Source organism: Pseudomonas frederiksbergensis, from assembly GCF_035751725.1.
In the GTDB taxonomy this organism is placed as follows: Bacteria; Pseudomonadota; Gammaproteobacteria; order Pseudomonadales; family Pseudomonadaceae; genus Aquipseudomonas; species Aquipseudomonas frederiksbergensis_A.
Map to the genome: position 1 here is coordinate 1 of NZ_CP142104.1, position 15298 is coordinate 15298.

A 15298-nucleotide genomic window follows, 5' to 3' on the forward strand; every position below is an offset into this window, starting at 1 on the left:
GTGTCAGTGGAACTTTGGCAGCAGTGCGTGGAGCTTTTGCGCGATGAGCTGCCTGCCCAACAATTCAACACTTGGATCCGTCCACTACAGGTCGAAGCCGAAGGCGACGAGTTGCGTGTCTATGCACCGAACCGTTTCGTTCTCGACTGGGTCAACGAAAAGTACCTGGGCCGGGTCATGGAACTGCTCGACGAGCATGGCAATGGCATGGCGCCTGCGTTGTCCCTATTAATAGGCAGCAAGCGCAGCTCGGCACCCCGCGCCGCGCCCAATGCGCCGCTGGCGGCTGCCGCCGCTTCCCAAGCGCAGCAGGCAGCCCCGGCACCGGTCAACAACCACGCCGCCCCGACGCCTTCGCCCGCCCCGAGCAAACGCAGCGCACAAAAGGTTGCCGAAGTCAGTGAAGAGCCCTCCCGGGACAGCTTCGACCCGATGGCCGGCGCCAGCTCCCAACAGGCACCGGTGCGCGCGGAACAACGCACCGTCCAGGTCGAAGGCGCGCTCAAGCACACCAGCTACCTGAACCGGACCTTTACCTTTGAGAATTTTGTCGAAGGTAAATCCAACCAATTGGCTCGCGCGGCGGCCTGGCAGGTGGCGGACAACCCCAAGCATGGCTACAACCCGCTCTTTCTTTACGGCGGCGTCGGCTTGGGTAAGACCCACTTGATGCATGCCGTGGGCAACCATCTATTAAAGAAGAATCCGAATGCCAAGGTCGTGTACCTGCATTCCGAGCGTTTCGTAGCCGATATGGTCAAGGCGTTGCAACTGAACGCCATCAACGAATTCAAACGCTTCTACCGTTCGGTGGACGCCTTGCTGATCGACGACATTCAGTTCTTCGCCCGCAAGGAACGTTCCCAGGAAGAGTTTTTCCACACCTTCAACGCATTGCTTGAAGGTGGACAGCAGGTCATTCTCACCAGTGACCGCTACCCGAAAGAGATCGAAGGCCTGGAGGAACGCCTCAAGTCTCGATTCGGCTGGGGCTTGACGGTGGCTGTCGAGCCACCGGAACTGGAAACGCGGGTTGCGATCCTGATGAAGAAGGCCGACCAGGCCAAGGTCGAGCTGCCTCATGACGCTGCGTTTTTCATTGCCCAGCGTATCCGCTCCAACGTCCGTGAGCTCGAAGGTGCCCTCAAGCGGGTTATCGCGCACTCGCACTTCATGGGCCGCGATATCACCATCGAGTTGATTCGCGAATCCTTGAAGGACCTGTTGGCGCTCCAGGACAAATTGGTTTCTGTGGATAACATCCAGCGAACGGTTGCCGAATACTACAAAATCAAGATCTCCGACCTGCTGTCCAAACGCCGTTCGCGTTCGGTGGCTCGTCCGCGCCAGGTGGCCATGGCCCTGTCCAAGGAACTGACCAACCACAGCCTGCCGGAAATCGGCGATGTGTTTGGCGGACGCGACCACACCACCGTGTTGCACGCCTGCCGCAAGATCAACGAACTTAAGGAATCCGACGCGGACATCCGCGAGGACTACAAGAACCTGCTGCGTACACTGACCACTTGATGACCACCAGCGCAGCTTATTAAGGCAAGGGACTAGACCATGCATTTCACCATTCAACGCGAAGCCCTGTTGAAACCCCTGCAACTGGTCGCAGGCGTCGTCGAACGCCGCCAGACCTTGCCGGTACTTTCCAACGTGCTGCTGGTTGTCGAAGGCCAGCAACTGTCGCTGACCGGTACCGACCTGGAAGTCGAGCTGGTCGGTCGTGTGCAGCTTGAAGAACCGGCCGATCCGGGCTCCATCACCGTGCCGGCGCGCAAGCTGATGGACATCTGCAAGAGCCTGCCTAACGATGCGCTGATCGACATCAAGGTTGATGAGCAGAAGCTCGTGGTCAAGGCTGGTCGCAGCCGCTTCACCCTGTCCACGTTGCCAGCCAACGACTTCCCGACTGTGGAAGAAGGTCCAGGCTCGCTGACCTGCAGCCTGGAGCAGAGCAAGCTGCGTCGCCTGATCGAACGCACCAGTTTCGCCATGGCTCAGCAGGACGTGCGCTATTACCTCAACGGCATGCTTCTGGAAGTGTCTGCCGGGGTCATCCGCGCTGTCGCCACTGACGGGCATCGCCTGGCCATGTGCTCGATGCAGGCCGATATCGGTCAGCCGGATCGCCACCAAGTGATCGTGCCGCGTAAAGGCATCCTGGAATTGGCCCGCCTGCTGACCGAACCGGACGGCAACGTCAGCATCGTGCTGGGCCAGCACCACATCCGCGCCACCACCGGTGAATTCACCTTCACGTCGAAACTGGTGGACGGCAAGTTCCCTGACTACGAGCGCGTGTTGCCAAAAGGTGGCGACAAGCTGGTACTGGGCGATCGCCAGGCGTTGCGCGAAGCCTTCAGCCGTACCGCAATCCTGTCCAACGAAAAGTACCGCGGCATCCGTCTGCAACTGGCCAACGGTCAGCTGAAAATTCAGGCGAACAACCCGGAGCAGGAAGAAGCCGAAGAAGAAGTCGGCGTCGAGTACAACGGTGGCTCCCTGGAAATCGGCTTTAACGTCAGCTATCTGCTCGACGTGCTGGGCGTGATGACCACCGAGCAAGTGCGTCTGATCCTGTCCGACTCCAACAGCAGTGCCCTGGTGCAAGAGTCCGACAACGACGATTCGGCTTACGTTGTCATGCCGATGCGTCTGTAACCAGAACCAGCTAGATGTCCTTAAGTCGCGTCTCGGTCACCGCGGTGCGCAATCTGCACCCGGTGACCTTCTCCCCCTCCCCCCGCATCAATATCCTTTACGGCGCCAACGGCAGTGGCAAAACCAGCGTCCTGGAAGCTGTGCACCTGCTTGGGCTTGCGCGTTCGTTTCGCAGCACCCGCCTCTTACCGGTCATCCAGTACGACCAATTGGCGTGCACAGTGTTCGGGCAGGTGGAATTGGCGGAAGGCGGACATAGCGCCGTGGGAATTTCGCGGGACCGGCAAGGCGAGTTCCAGATTCGCATCGATGGGCAGAACGCCCGAAGTGCTGCGCAGCTGGCCGAGATCCTGCCGTTGCAGTTGATCAACCCGGACAGCTTCCGCCTGTTGGAGGGCGCACCGAAGATTCGCCGGCAATTCCTCGACTGGGGCGTGTTCCACGTGGAACCGCGTTTCATGACGACTTGGCAACGCCTGCAGAAGGCGCTGCGCCAGCGAAACTCTTGGCTGCGACATGGTACACTTGACGCCGTTTCACAAGCGGTTTGGGACAGGGAACTGTGCCAGGCCAGCGCTGAAATCGATGAATACCGCCGCGCTTACATCAAAGCCTTGAAACCGGTCTTCGAGCAGACCTTGAGCGAACTGGTTGAGCTTGAGGGCCTGACACTCAGCTATTACCGAGGCTGGGACAAGGACCGGGAATTGAGTGCCGTGCTGGCTGGGTCGCTTCAGCGAGACCAGCAGATGGGCCATACCCAGGCTGGACCACAACGCGCTGACTTGCGTCTCAGATTGGGCGCACACAATGCCGCGGACATTTTGTCCCGGGGGCAGCAAAAGCTAGTGGTGTGTGCCTTGCGTATTGCCCAGGGGCATCTGGTCAGCCAGGCCCGTCGCGGTCAGTGTATTTATCTGGTGGATGACTTGCCGTCCGAGCTGGACGAAGCCCACCGCCGAGCGTTATGCCGCTTGCTGGAAGACTTACGCTGCCAGGTGTTCATTACCTGTGTAGACCACGAATTATTGAGGGAAGGCTGGCAGACGGAAACGCCAGTCGCTCTGTTCCACGTGGAACAGGGCCGTATCACCCAGACCCACGACCATCGGGAGTGAAGGCATTGAGCGAAGAAAATACGTACGACTCAACGAGCATTAAAGTGCTTAAAGGCCTGGATGCCGTACGCAAACGTCCCGGTATGTACATTGGTGACACCGACGATGGTAGCGGCCTGCATCACATGGTGTTCGAGGTGGTCGACAACTCCATCGACGAAGCCCTCGCCGGTTATTGCGACGATATCAGCATCATCATTCACCCGGACGAATCCATCACCGTTCGCGACAACGGTCGTGGCATCCCGGTAGACGTGCATAAAGAGGAAGGTGTTTCCGCCGCCGAGGTCATCATGACCGTCCTCCACGCTGGCGGTAAGTTCGACGACAACTCCTACAAGGTCTCCGGCGGTCTGCACGGCGTAGGTGTATCGGTGGTAAACGCGCTGTCCGAAGAGCTGGTACTGACCGTTCGCCGCAGCGGCAAGATCTGGGAACAGACCTATGTCCATGGCGTGCCTCAGGCACCGATGGCGATCGTTGGCGACAGCGAGACCACTGGCACCCAGATCCATTTCAAGGCTTCGAGCGAAACCTTCAAGAATATCCACTTCAGCTGGGACATCCTGGCCAAGCGGATTCGTGAACTGTCCTTCCTGAACTCCGGCGTTGGCATCGTCCTCAAGGACGAGCGCAGCGGCAAGGAAGAGCTGTTCAAGTACGAAGGTGGCCTGCGTGCGTTCGTTGAGTACCTGAACACCAACAAGACTGCGGTCAACCAGGTGTTCCACTTCAACGTTCAGCGTGATGACGGTATCGGCGTGGAAATCGCCCTGCAGTGGAACGACAGCTTCAACGAGAACCTGTTGTGCTTCACCAACAACATTCCACAGCGCGATGGCGGTACTCACCTGGTGGGTTTCCGTTCCGCGCTGACTCGTAACCTGAACAACTACATCGAACAGGAAGGCCTGGCGAAGAAGCATAAAGTCGCCACCACCGGTGACGATGCCCGTGAGGGCTTGACCGCGATCATTTCGGTAAAGGTCCCGGATCCGAAGTTCAGTTCCCAGACCAAGGACAAGCTGGTGTCTTCCGAAGTGAAGACCGCCGTGGAACAGGAAATGGGCAAGTATTTCTCCGATTTCCTGTTGGAGAACCCGAACGAAGCCAAGCTGGTCGTCGGCAAGATGATCGACGCCGCCCGTGCCCGTGAAGCGGCGCGAAAGGCTCGTGAGATGACTCGCCGCAAAGGCGCGCTGGATATTGCCGGCTTGCCGGGCAAACTGGCTGACTGCCAGGAAAAAGACCCTGCCCTGTCCGAGCTGTACCTTGTGGAAGGTGACTCTGCTGGCGGTTCCGCCAAGCAGGGCCGCAACCGTCGTACCCAGGCGATCCTGCCGCTCAAGGGCAAGATCCTCAACGTTGAGAAAGCGCGCTTCGACAAAATGATTTCTTCCCAGGAAGTCGGCACGCTGATCACCGCGCTGGGCTGTGGCATTGGCCGCGAAGAGTACAACATCGACAAGCTGCGTTATCACAACATCATCATCATGACCGATGCTGACGTCGACGGTTCGCACATCCGTACCCTGCTGCTGACGTTCTTCTTCCGCCAGTTGCCGGAGCTGATCGAGCGCGGCTACATCTACATCGCCCAGCCGCCGCTGTACAAGGTCAAGAAAGGCAAGCAAGAGCAATACATCAAAGACGACGATGCCATGGAAGAGTACATGACGCAGTCGGCGCTGGAAGATGCGAGCCTGCACTTGAACGAGGATGCGCCGGGCATTTCCGGCGAAGCCCTTGAGCGCCTGGTCAACGACTTCCGCCTGGTGATGAAGACCCTCAAGCGCCTGTCGCGCCTGTACCCACAGGAACTGACTGAGCACTTCATCTACTTGCCAGCCGTCAGCCTGGAGCAGCTGTCCGACCATGCTGCGATGCAGGATTGGCTGGCCCAGTACGAAGTCCGCCTGCGCACCGTGGAAAAATCCGGCCTGGTCTACAAGGCCAGCCTGCGCGAAGACCGTGAACGCAACGTCTGGCTGCCAGAGGTCGAGCTGATCTCCCACGGGCTGTCGAACTACGTCACCTTCAACCGCGACTTCTTCAGCAGCAACGACTACAAGACCGTGGTCTCCCTCGGTGCTCAGCTGAGCACGTTGCTGGATGAAGGTGCGTACATTCAACGCGGTGAGCGCAAAAAGTCCGTGACGGAGTTCAAGGAAGCCCTTGAATGGCTGATGGCTGAAAGCACCAAGCGCCACACCATCCAGCGATACAAAGGGCTGGGTGAGATGAACCCGGATCAGCTGTGGGAAACCACCATGGACCCGGGCTCGCGCCGTATGCTGAAAGTCACCATCGAAGACGCCATTGGCGCGGACCAGATCTTCAACACCCTGATGGGTGATGCGGTCGAGCCCCGTCGTGACTTCATCGAGAGCAATGCGTTGGCGGTGTCCAACCTGGATTTCTGATCCGACTGCCCTGCCCCAACGAAAAAGGCCAACGCTTATGCGTTGGCCTTTTTTTGTGCTATGTCTCGTCCTGAATAAGGTTTACACCTCCTGACCTATCCTCAGGAGGAACCAATGGATTCAGGAAGAAAGCGCAGTCAGCGTGATTACACGCTGAGCTTTAAATTGGCGGTCGTCGATCAGGTTGAAAAGGGCGAACTGAGTTATAAAGAGGCTCAACGGCGTTATGGGATCCAGGGCCGGTCGACTGTGTTGGTGTGGTTACGCAAGCATGGACGGCAGGACTGGAGCCAAGGCGCCTCCATTCGTGCCCAGAGGAACCGACCGATGGCCGAGCCAAATTTGCCGCTGACACCAGAGCAGCGAATCAAGGAGCTGGAAGAAAAGCTGGCCCTTGCCAACCAGAAAGCCCAATTTTTTGAAGCTGTCGTTGACGTACTAAAGAACGATTACGGTGTTTCTGTCGTAAAAAAGCGATCCGGCAAGTCCTCACCCAAGGGCAAATCGAAGGCCTGAGTGTTACCAGGGCTTGCCAGTTTCTGGGCATCTCACGGCAGGCGTATTACAAGCGCAATCGAGCTTACGACGCGCAAGCCAGCCACGCGCAAAAGGTGTTGGGGTTTGTGCTGGAGACACGCCTTGAAATGCCCCGGTTGGGCACCCGCAAGCTGCATGGCCTTATGCAATCCGAACCTGAACTGACGCAAACGGTAGGCCGAGATCGGTTGTTCGATATTTTGCGGGATCATCGACAACTGGTCCCACGCAAACGCGCTTATCACAAGACGACCGACAGCCATCATCGCTTCCGTCGACATCCGAATCGGCTCAAGCCCGGCCCTGACCAGGTCACTGCCACCGGCCCGGAACAGGTCTGGGTGGCGGATATAACCTACTTACCGACCGAGCAAAGCGTCGCTTACGTAAGTCTGGTCACTGATGCGTTCTCGCGCAAAATAGTCGGCCATCACGTGCATGAAAGCCTGCATACCGAGTCAGTCATCCGGGCGATGACGAAAGCTCTTCGCCACCGAAGAACCAATCAACCGTTGGTACATCACTCAGATCGGGGCTCGCAATACTGCTCTGATCTCTACCAAAAGCTGCACGCCAAACATGGCGTCAGGTGTTCGATGACTGATGGCTACGACTGCTACCAAAATGCTCTAGCGGAACGAGTGAATGGGATTCTGAAAACAGAATTTCTTTTACACCGTCCCAAAGACCTTGCCCAAGCCAAGCGCATGGTTGAGGAATCGATAGAAATCTATAACCGTAAGCGACCTCATCTGTCCCTGAAATACAAAACGCCCGATGCGGTGCATCAGGCGTTTTGAGACTGAAACAGGTGTAAACCTATTTCAGGACTAGACACTAACTCGCCTCGGAAGCTTCACTTCCCGCCGCTACACTCTCCAATCGATACCCGTACCCATAGATTGTCAACAACTGCCATCCCCGATCCGCCGTCAGCCCGAGCTTGTTGCGCAGCCGGTAGATATGAGTGTCGAGCGGTCGTGACGAGGTCATTTCCTCGTGGGTCCAGAAGCGTTCATAGAAATACTCCCGGGACAGTGGCCGTCCCAGGTTGGCAAACAAGCAGCGGGCCAGGCGGTATTCCCGTTCGGTCAGGCTGATGGGGATGCCGGCGCGGGTGACGGTGAGCTCGGCATCATCGAATTCGAGGTCGTTGAACACCAGAACATCGCTGGCGGGGGTACGTTGCAAATTATGGCGACGCAGCACTGCGGTAACCCGGGCCTTGAGTTCGTTCGGACGGAACGGTTTGCTGACGTAGTCGTCGGCACCGGCATTAAGCGCCAGGACGATGTCATGTTCGCCGTCACGGCTGGTAAGCATGATGGCGGCCGGCGGTGAGTCCATATGCTCGCGTGTCCAACGCAACAGGGATAGTCCGCTGATATCCGGCAACTGCCAGTCGAGTATCAACAGGTCGAATGTTTCGCGGCGTAATTGGCGTAATAAGTCTTCGCCTCGTTCGAAACTGTGCAATATCCAAGCTTGCTCGCCCTTGCCGGGGATCTGTTGCAGTGTCTGTTCCACCCGGCGGAGTTCGGCCGGCTCGTCATCCAGTATGGCGACACGCATGGGATGCGATTCCTTGATTTCAATAATACGGGCATCTACAGGCGGCGATGAAGGCAACCCAGCGGTGACCTGTTTCACTCTCCTGTCGCAGGCTGAGACAATACCGGCTAGTGGCAACAAGGGAAAGGCAGCCACATGCCACTATTGGGCCGCTATTCTCTCGAATCTGAAGCTGATTGTTCGATGCTCCAAATCCCTCCCCATAATCTGTCAGGGTCCCTATGAGCAACCCGCGGCGCCGTGAAAGTCGTGAACCTACCCAAGTCCAACGATTGTTTCGCCGTTGGGTTCGCGAATGGTTGTGGATAAGTATTCTTTTGTTGCCGGCGACCGCTTTGCTGTCGTATTGGATGCAATCGGATCGCAATGGGACGGGAGCCGCCTTGCTATCGGCCAGCTTGGTGGGCTGCGTATTGGGTTCGTTGCTGTTGCGCCCACGCCTTGCCTTGGGAACGACGTCGGCAGGCATGGGTGCAGCCTTGCTGGTCAGTGCTCTGCTGGAGGTGCAGGGTTGGACGTGGTCACCGGTGGCCAGTCTGTTGGGCATGCTCTGTGGTTATCTGATCTGGAACTGGCGACGCTTGAGCGTGGTGCTGGCCTATTTTGGTTGGGAGCTGGCGCGCCTGGATGCGGAGCCGAAGGTTTTCCCGGAGCGTCGCCGAGCCCCTTATACCGGCAGTGACGGCCTACAGGGCCAAGTCATGGCATTGGAACAAGCGATGAGCCGGACGAGGGACACCCGTCGCTTTATTGCCGATGGCTTGGAATATCTGCCTGTGGCCACGATGATCAGCGACCCACAAGGCAATATATTGCTCGGTAATCGCAAGGCACGTGAGCTGTTCGGTCATGCACTGGTGGGCGGTGATGTACTGAAAGCATTGGCACGGCTGGGGTATCCCGCATTGGCGCACTCCTCTGTTCACCGTTTGTCCACGTTGCCTTTGGTCGAGTTTCGCGACACTCGCGAACGTAGCCTGCGGCTTGAAAGGGCTGCGTTGCTACCGGTTGACGGCGATGTGCCCATTGGCTGGCTGATGAGCCTGACTGACCTGAGCGCCGAGCGTGAGGCCGAAGAGCAGCGCAGCGTCATGCTCCGCTTCCTCTCCCACGACCTGCGCGCTCCCCATTCAGCGATCCTGGCTTTGCTGGATGTTCACCAGGATGAGGCTGGGGCTGCCAGCCCATTATTTGAGCAGATCGAGCGTCAGGTTCGGCGCGCCTTGGACCTGACTGACGGGTTTGTACAATTGGCCAAGGCAGAGTCCGACGCCTACCAGTTCCGGCCAACGTTGTTCGCCATGCTGATCCTGGACGTGATCGACCAAGTGTTACCCATTGCCCAAGCCAAGAACATTCAATTGCAACACCAACTGGATGATGACGAAGCGACGGTCAGCGCCGATCAACCCCTGCTGACCCGCGCACTCTTCAACTTGCTGGAAAATGCCATTAAATACAGTACGAGCGACACCTGCATTTCACTGCACGTTCGCTGCGCCGAGGGATGGCTGACTTGCGATGTGGTTGACCAAGGCAAAGGCATCGATGCTGAGGAGCTACCGGACCTGTTTATCCAATATCGTCGCTTTTCCTCGGCTCATGGCGTGGATGGCATCGGCCTGGGACTGTCCATGGTCAAAGCGGTCGTCGACCGTCATGGCGGCCAGATTGAATGCCGTAGCGCAGTGGGAAAAGGAACAACGTTCAGCCTGCGGTTTCCGCTGGTGAACTGAGGAAAGGATCGCAGCTGCGTGAATGTCGAAGCTGCGATTTTGGTAGTGGTATAAAAACTTATGCACGTTTTCGGCTGTTTTATGTGCTTAAGAAATATGTTTTAAAAACAATAGCTTAATAACAAAAAGCAACGAAATCGAGCGGAACGGTACACAGGTTATCCACAGTTCTCAAACAGCAAGCTTATCCGGCGTTGCTGGCGCGGCGGGGGCTGGCGGAAGGGAACCCAATTCCCTTTGCGTCTGTTCATTCCAGGCCTGTACGCGGTCGTTGAGCTCGGCGATGGCGCGCGGGCCGCTGCCTTCTGCATACATCGGTGCACCGATCACCACGGTGATGGTTCCGGGTGTTCTGATCCAGCCAGCCTTTGGCCAGAATTTGCCTGCATTGTGTGCAATCGGCAGCACCGGCAGTCCCGCATTAACCGCCAAAGCGGAACCACTGCGGGAAAATTTGCCGATCGTGCCATAGGGAACACGGGTGCCTTCTGGAAAGATGAGTACCCAGACGTTGTCCTTTAGCAGCTCATCGCCTTTTTGAGCCACTTGCTTGAGCGCAACCTTGGGATTGTCGCGGTCAATGGCGATCGGGCGCAGCATCGCCATGGCCCAGCCGAAGAACGGTACGAATAGCAGCTCACGCTTGAGTACCTGGCTCAACGGCTCGAAATAGGCCGAGAGAAAAAAGGTTTCCCAGGTGCTCTGGTGATTGGACTGGATGACGCACGGCCGGTCAGGTACGTTCTCGGCACCCTTCACTTCGTAACGAATGCCCAGGAAGACCTTGCTCAGCCAAAGTGCGCAGCGGCACCAGTAGACATTGATGAAGCGATAGCGCGTCCTGAACGACATGAACGGCGCGACAAAAAAACTCAGCGTGCACCACAACAAGGAACTGGTGCCCAGCAGCAGGTAAAAGAGGAAGCTTCTGATGGCCTGCAGTATCGACATAGCGGCGTTTACCATTGCGGGCAATGCCCGCCGTTCAAGCGCTTCCCGAACAATCCTTGATCAGGATGTCTGGGAGCTCTAATTGTGGATAAGTTCAGCGGCAATCGCCGCCAAATCGTCAAAAATCAAGGTGCCCACCGGTAGGGTCTTGCCCAGAGTCTTCTCGCCTTTTCCGGTCTTTACCAAAACTGGCTGACAATCGACGGCCTTGGCCGCCTCCAGGTCACCGAGGCTGTCGCCGACGAACCACACGCCCGCCAGCGCAACGTCATAATGCGCGGCAATGGCTTTCAACATGCCAGGCTTAGGCTTGCGGCAATCGCAGCCTTCGTCCGGCCCGTGCGGGCAATAAACGATCAACCCGACCTCGCCGCCCTGCTCGGCCACCAGTTCGCGCAAGCGATCATGCATGGCCTCTAGGACGGCAAGTTCGTAGTAACCGCGTGCGATGCCCGACTGGTTGGTGGCCACCGCCACCGTCCAGCCTGCTTTGCTCAACTGCGCGATGGCCTCGATGGAACCAGGAATCGGCAACCATTCCTCCACCGTTTTGATGTAAGCGTCGGAGTCGTGGTTGATCACTCCGTCCCGATCGAGAATCAGCAGTTTCAAGCGTTACCCCAGCAGCGAAATGTCAGCAACGCCGAGGAACAACCCACGCAGGCGCGCCAGCAGCGCATAGCGGTTGGCCCGCACGTTGGCGTCCTCGGCATTGACCATCACCGCTTCGAAGAACGCATCGACCGGTTCGCGCAGTGCAGCCAGGCGCGCGAGGGTTTCGCTGTACTGACGTGCCGCCGCCATCGGCTGGACCGCCTGGTCCGCCTGCTGGATCGCCGAATACAGGGAGAACTCGTTGGCGTTGTCGAAGTACTTGGCTTCGACGGTGGCCGCGATATTGCCTTCGGCCTTGCCCAACAGGTTCGATACGCGCTTGTTCACTGCCGCAAGCGCTGCCGCTTCCGGCAGTTTGCGGAAGGACTGCACCGCTTGTACGCGTTGGTCGAAGTCCAGGGCGGAACCCGGCTTCAGGGCACGTACCGACAGGTAGGTCGCGACGTCGACGCCTTCGTCTTCGTAACGCGCACGCAGGCGGTCGAAGATAAATTCCAGCACCGCATCGGCCAGGCCGGCAGCCTTGACCTTGCTGCCGAACGCATTGACGGCGAAAGCCACGGCGTCATTCAGGTCCAGGTCCAATTGCTTGTCGATCAGGATCCGCAACACGCCTAGCGCCGCGCGACGCAAGGCATACGGGTCTTTGCTGCCGGTTGGCAGCATGCCGATGCCGAAGATGCCGACCAGGGTGTCGAGCTTGTCGGCGATCGCCACGGCCGCACCGGTCAGGGTGGTCGGCAATTCAGCGCCGGCGCCGCGGGGCATGTACTGCTCGTTCAGCGCCAGGGCCACATCCTGCGGCTCGCCATCGTTGAGGGCGTAGTAGTAGCCGGCGACGCCTTGCATCTCCGGGAACTCACCGACCATTTCGGTGGACAGGTCGCACTTGGACAGGATGCCGGCACGCGCCGCACGCTGGGCGTCGCCGCCGATACGTGGGGCGATGAATGCCGCCAGTTTCGAAACACGCTCGGCCTTGTCGTAGACGCTGCCGAGTTTCTCCTGGAACACCACGTTGCGCAGGCGCTCGTTGAAGCTTTCCAGGGGTTGTTTCTTGTCTTGCTTGAAGAAGAACTCGGCATCGGTCAGGCGCGGGCGAACGACTTTCTCGTTACCGGCGATGATCTGCTGCGGGTCCTTGCTTTCGATGTTGGCGACTGTGATGAAGCGCGGCAGCAACTTGCCTTCGGCGTCCAGCAGGCAGAAGTACTTCTGGTTGTCCTGCATGGTGGTGATCAGTGCTTCCTGCGGCACTTCAAGGAAACGTTCCTCGAAGGAGCACACCAGCGGCACCGGCCATTCCACCAGCGCGGTGACTTCGTCCAGCAAGTTGGCCGGCACGATGGCGGTGCCTTCCTGCAGGGTGGCCAGTTCTTCGGTGCGCTTGCTGATCAGCTCGCGGCGCTCGTTGGCGTCGGCCAGGACATAGGCGGTGCGCAGGTCGGCCAGGTAATTGGCCGGCGAAGTGATGCGCACGCTCTGCGGGTGATGGAAGCGATGACCGCGGGAATCGCGACCGGCCTTCTGGGCCAGGATCGTGCAGTCGATAACCTGGTCACCGAGCAGCATCACCAGCCATTGGGTTGGACGTACAAACTCTTCCTTGCGCGCAGCCCAGCGCATGCGCTTGGGGATCGGCAAGTCATTGAGGGAGTCTTCGACGATGGTCGGCAACAGGCTGGCGGTCGGCTTGCCCTTGATGCTCTGGCTGTAGCGCAGCTTCGGACCGCTCTGGTCGATCTCGCTCAGGTCTACGCCGCACTTCTTGGCGAAGCCCAGCGCGGCCTGGGTCGGGTTGCCCTCGGCATCGAACGCGGCTTGGCGCGGCGGGCCGTCGAGGTTGATGCTGCGGTCAGGCTGCTGGGTTTCCAGGGCGGTGATCAGCACGGCCAGGCGACGCGGCGCGGCATAGACGTGCTTGGTTTCGAAGTTCAGGCCAGCGGCTTGCAGGCCTTTTTCGATGCCGGCCAGGAACGCATCGGCCAGGGTGTTCAGGGCTTTGGGTGGCAGTTCTTCGGTGCCCAGTTCAACCAGAAAATCTTGAGCACTCATTGTGCAGCCTCCAGCTTAGCCAACACTTCATCACGCAGATCCGGGGTCGCCATCGGGAAGCCCAGCTTGGCACGGGCCAGCAGGTAGGCTTGCGCAACGGAACGCGCCAGGGTGCGTACACGCAGGATGTATTGCTGGCGCGCGGTCACGGAAATCGCCCGGCGTGCGTCCAGCAAGTTGAAGGTATGGGACGCCTTCAACACCATTTCATAGCTCGGCAACGGCAGCGGCTGGTCCAGCTCGATCAGGCGCTTGGCTTCGCTTTCATAGAAATCGAACAGTTCGAACAGCTTGTCGACGTTGGCGTGTTCAAAGTTGTAGGTGGACTGCTCCACTTCGTTCTGGTGGAACACGTCGCCGTAGGTCACCTTGCCGAACGGGCCGTCGGCCCATACCAGGTCGTACACCGAATCCACGCCTTGCAGGTACATGGCCAGGCGTTCGAGGCCATAGGTGATCTCGCCGGTGACCGGGTAGCACTCGATGCCGCCCGCTTGCTGGAAGTAGGTGAACTGGGTCACTTCCATGCCGTTGAGCCAGACTTCCCAGCCCAGGCCCCAGGCGCCCAGGGTCGGCGATTCCCAGTTGTCTTCGACGAAACGAATGTCATGCACCAGCGGGTCGAGGCCGACGTGCTTGAGGGAGCCAAGGTACAGTTCCTGGAAGTTCTCCGGGTTCGGCTTCAGCACGACCTGGAACTGGTAGTAGTGCTGCAGGCGGTTCGGGTTTTCGCCGTAGCGGCCGTCAGTCGGGCGGCGGCTGGGCTGCACATAGGCGGCGTTCCAGGTTTCCGGGCCGATGGCACGCAGAAACGTGGCAGTGTGGAAAGTGCCGGCGCCTACTTCCATATCGTAGGGCTGAAGTACCACGCAACCTTGCTCGGCCCAGTATTGCTGGAGGGCGAGGATCAAGTCTTGGAAGGTACGCACGGCTGGCGTAGGCTGGCTCACGAAATTCACCTGTTTCTTGGGCTGCGATTTAAAGAGCGGGAGTATACCCGATTCGTTCGTGCGCACGCCCCCTGGAGCCTTATGCCACGCTGCTTTTGGTGTTCAGAAGATCCGTTGTACATGGCTTATCACGATCAGGAGTGGGGCACGCCGCTGCGCGATGCGCAGGGTTTGTTCGAGTTGCTTTTGCTCGAAGGGTTCCAGGCCGGGCTGTCCTGGATCACCGTTTTGCGCAAACGCGAGCGCTACCGGGAAGTGCTGTACGGCTTCGACGTACAGCGCGTGGCGCAGATGAGCGATGCGGAAATCGATGAGCTGATGCTCGACCCAGGGATCATTCGCAACCGTCTCAAGCTCAAGGCCGCCCGCCGCAATGCCCAGGCCTGGCTGGCGCTGGAAGATCCGGTGGTGTTCCTCTGGTCGTTCGTGGGCGGCAAACCCGTCATCAACCATTTCAAGGACCGCACCGAAGTGCCGGCCATCACGCCCGAGGCGTTGGCAATGAGCAAAGGGCTGAAAAAAGCCGGGTTCACCTTCGTCGGGCCGACCATCTGCTACGCCTTGATGCAGGCCTCGGGCATGGTCATGGACCACACCCAGGACTGCGACCGCTACGCCGAGTTGGTAAACGGCGGTTAGAATAGTCGGCTCGCAACACGACCCATGAA

At 58.7% G+C, this 15298-nt stretch carries 12 protein-coding genes; 7 read left to right on the plus strand and 5 right to left on the minus strand.

The genetic code is table 11. From position 1 onward, the window contains the following. The 5 genes from dnaA to VQ575_RS00025 all read left to right on the plus strand — a co-directional run bounded on the left by dnaA (position 1) and on the right by VQ575_RS00025 (position 7551). Entirely contained in the window at positions 1-1530 is a 1530-nt protein-coding gene (gene dnaA, locus VQ575_RS00005; RefSeq protein WP_039593172.1) for a chromosomal replication initiator protein DnaA, read from the plus strand. 39 nt (positions 1531-1569) lie between these two features. Next, complete coding sequence (gene dnaN / locus VQ575_RS00010) at positions 1570-2673, plus strand: DNA polymerase III subunit beta (RefSeq protein WP_030132563.1); 1104 nt, start codon at positions 1570-1572, stop codon at positions 2671-2673. Between the two features lie 14 nt (positions 2674-2687). Then, complete coding sequence (recF, locus tag VQ575_RS00015) at positions 2688-3791, plus strand: DNA replication/repair protein RecF (protein WP_325918775.1); 1104 nt, start codon at positions 2688-2690, stop codon at positions 3789-3791. A gap of 5 nt (positions 3792-3796) precedes the next feature. Beyond that, entirely contained in the window at positions 3797-6214 is a 2418-nt protein-coding gene (gyrB, locus tag VQ575_RS00020; protein ID WP_039593247.1) for a DNA topoisomerase (ATP-hydrolyzing) subunit B, read from the plus strand. A gap of 114 nt (positions 6215-6328) precedes the next feature. After that, positions 6329-7551, plus strand: a protein-coding gene (locus VQ575_RS00025; RefSeq protein WP_198727338.1) for an IS3 family transposase whose coding sequence is annotated in 2 segments (ribosomal slippage) — positions 6329-6680 and positions 6680-7551 — 1224 coding nt in all. Because the reading frame shifts where the segments join, the coding sequence is not laid out codon by codon here. A gap of 37 nt (positions 7552-7588) precedes the next feature. Here the strand turns inward: VQ575_RS00025 and VQ575_RS00030 are convergent. After that, positions 7589-8323: a response regulator transcription factor gene (locus VQ575_RS00030; RefSeq protein ID WP_039594592.1), complete on the minus strand. Its 735-nt coding sequence runs from the start codon at positions 8321-8323 to the stop codon at positions 7589-7591. Positions 8324-8544: 221 nt separating this feature from the next. Between VQ575_RS00030 and VQ575_RS00035 the strand changes: the two genes are divergently transcribed. After that, positions 8545-10059, plus strand: a complete 1515-nt coding sequence (locus VQ575_RS00035; RefSeq protein WP_039594591.1) for a sensor histidine kinase — start codon at positions 8545-8547, stop codon at positions 10057-10059. Between the two features lie 171 nt (positions 10060-10230). On the opposite strand, the gene VQ575_RS00040 is transcribed toward VQ575_RS00035, so the two are convergent. The 4 genes from VQ575_RS00040 to glyQ form a co-directional block, all read right to left on the minus strand. After that, positions 10231-11010, minus strand: a complete 780-nt coding sequence (locus tag VQ575_RS00040) for a lysophospholipid acyltransferase family protein (protein WP_039594590.1) — start codon at positions 11008-11010, stop codon at positions 10231-10233. Positions 11011-11088: 78 nt separating this feature from the next. After that, positions 11089-11622, minus strand: coding sequence for a D-glycero-beta-D-manno-heptose 1,7-bisphosphate 7-phosphatase (gene gmhB, locus VQ575_RS00045; RefSeq protein ID WP_039594589.1), 534 nt, complete (start codon positions 11620-11622; stop codon positions 11089-11091). A 3-nt stretch (positions 11623-11625) separates the two neighbouring features. Then, positions 11626-13680 carry a glycine--tRNA ligase subunit beta gene (glyS, locus tag VQ575_RS00050; RefSeq protein ID WP_039594588.1) on the minus strand — a complete coding sequence of 685 codons (2055 nt, stop codon included), beginning with the start codon at positions 13678-13680 and terminating at the stop codon, positions 11626-11628. Continuing rightward, positions 13677-14630: a glycine--tRNA ligase subunit alpha gene (gene glyQ / locus VQ575_RS00055; protein WP_022641565.1), complete on the minus strand. Its 954-nt coding sequence runs from the start codon at positions 14628-14630 to the stop codon at positions 13677-13679. Before glyQ ends, glyS begins: the two co-directional genes overlap by 4 nt. An 81-nt stretch (positions 14631-14711) precedes the next feature. On the opposite strand from glyQ, the gene VQ575_RS00060 reads away from it, so the two are divergent. Beyond that, positions 14712-15269: a DNA-3-methyladenine glycosylase I gene (locus VQ575_RS00060; RefSeq protein ID WP_039594587.1), complete on the plus strand. Its 558-nt coding sequence runs from the start codon at positions 14712-14714 to the stop codon at positions 15267-15269. Positions 15270-15298: the final 29 nt, after the last annotated feature.

Coding starts and splice junctions, on each gene's coding strand:
- dnaN (WP_030132563.1), top strand. CDS start 1,570: ATGCATTTCACCATTCAACGCGAAGCCCTGTTGAAACCCCTGCAACTG.
- recF (WP_325918775.1), top strand. CDS start 2,688: ATGTCCTTAAGTCGCGTCTCGGTCACCGCGGTGCGCAATCTGCACCCG.
- VQ575_RS00035 (WP_039594591.1), top strand. CDS start 8,545: ATGAGCAACCCGCGGCGCCGTGAAAGTCGTGAACCTACCCAAGTCCAA.
- VQ575_RS00030 (WP_039594592.1), bottom strand. CDS start 8,323: ATGCGTGTCGCCATACTGGATGACGAGCCGGCCGAACTCCGCCGGGTG.
- glyS (WP_039594588.1), bottom strand. CDS start 13,680: ATGAGTGCTCAAGATTTTCTGGTTGAACTGGGCACCGAAGAACTGCCA.
- VQ575_RS00040 (WP_039594590.1), bottom strand. CDS start 11,010: ATGTCGATACTGCAGGCCATCAGAAGCTTCCTCTTTTACCTGCTGCTG.
- VQ575_RS00060 (WP_039594587.1), top strand. CDS start 14,712: ATGCCACGCTGCTTTTGGTGTTCAGAAGATCCGTTGTACATGGCTTAT.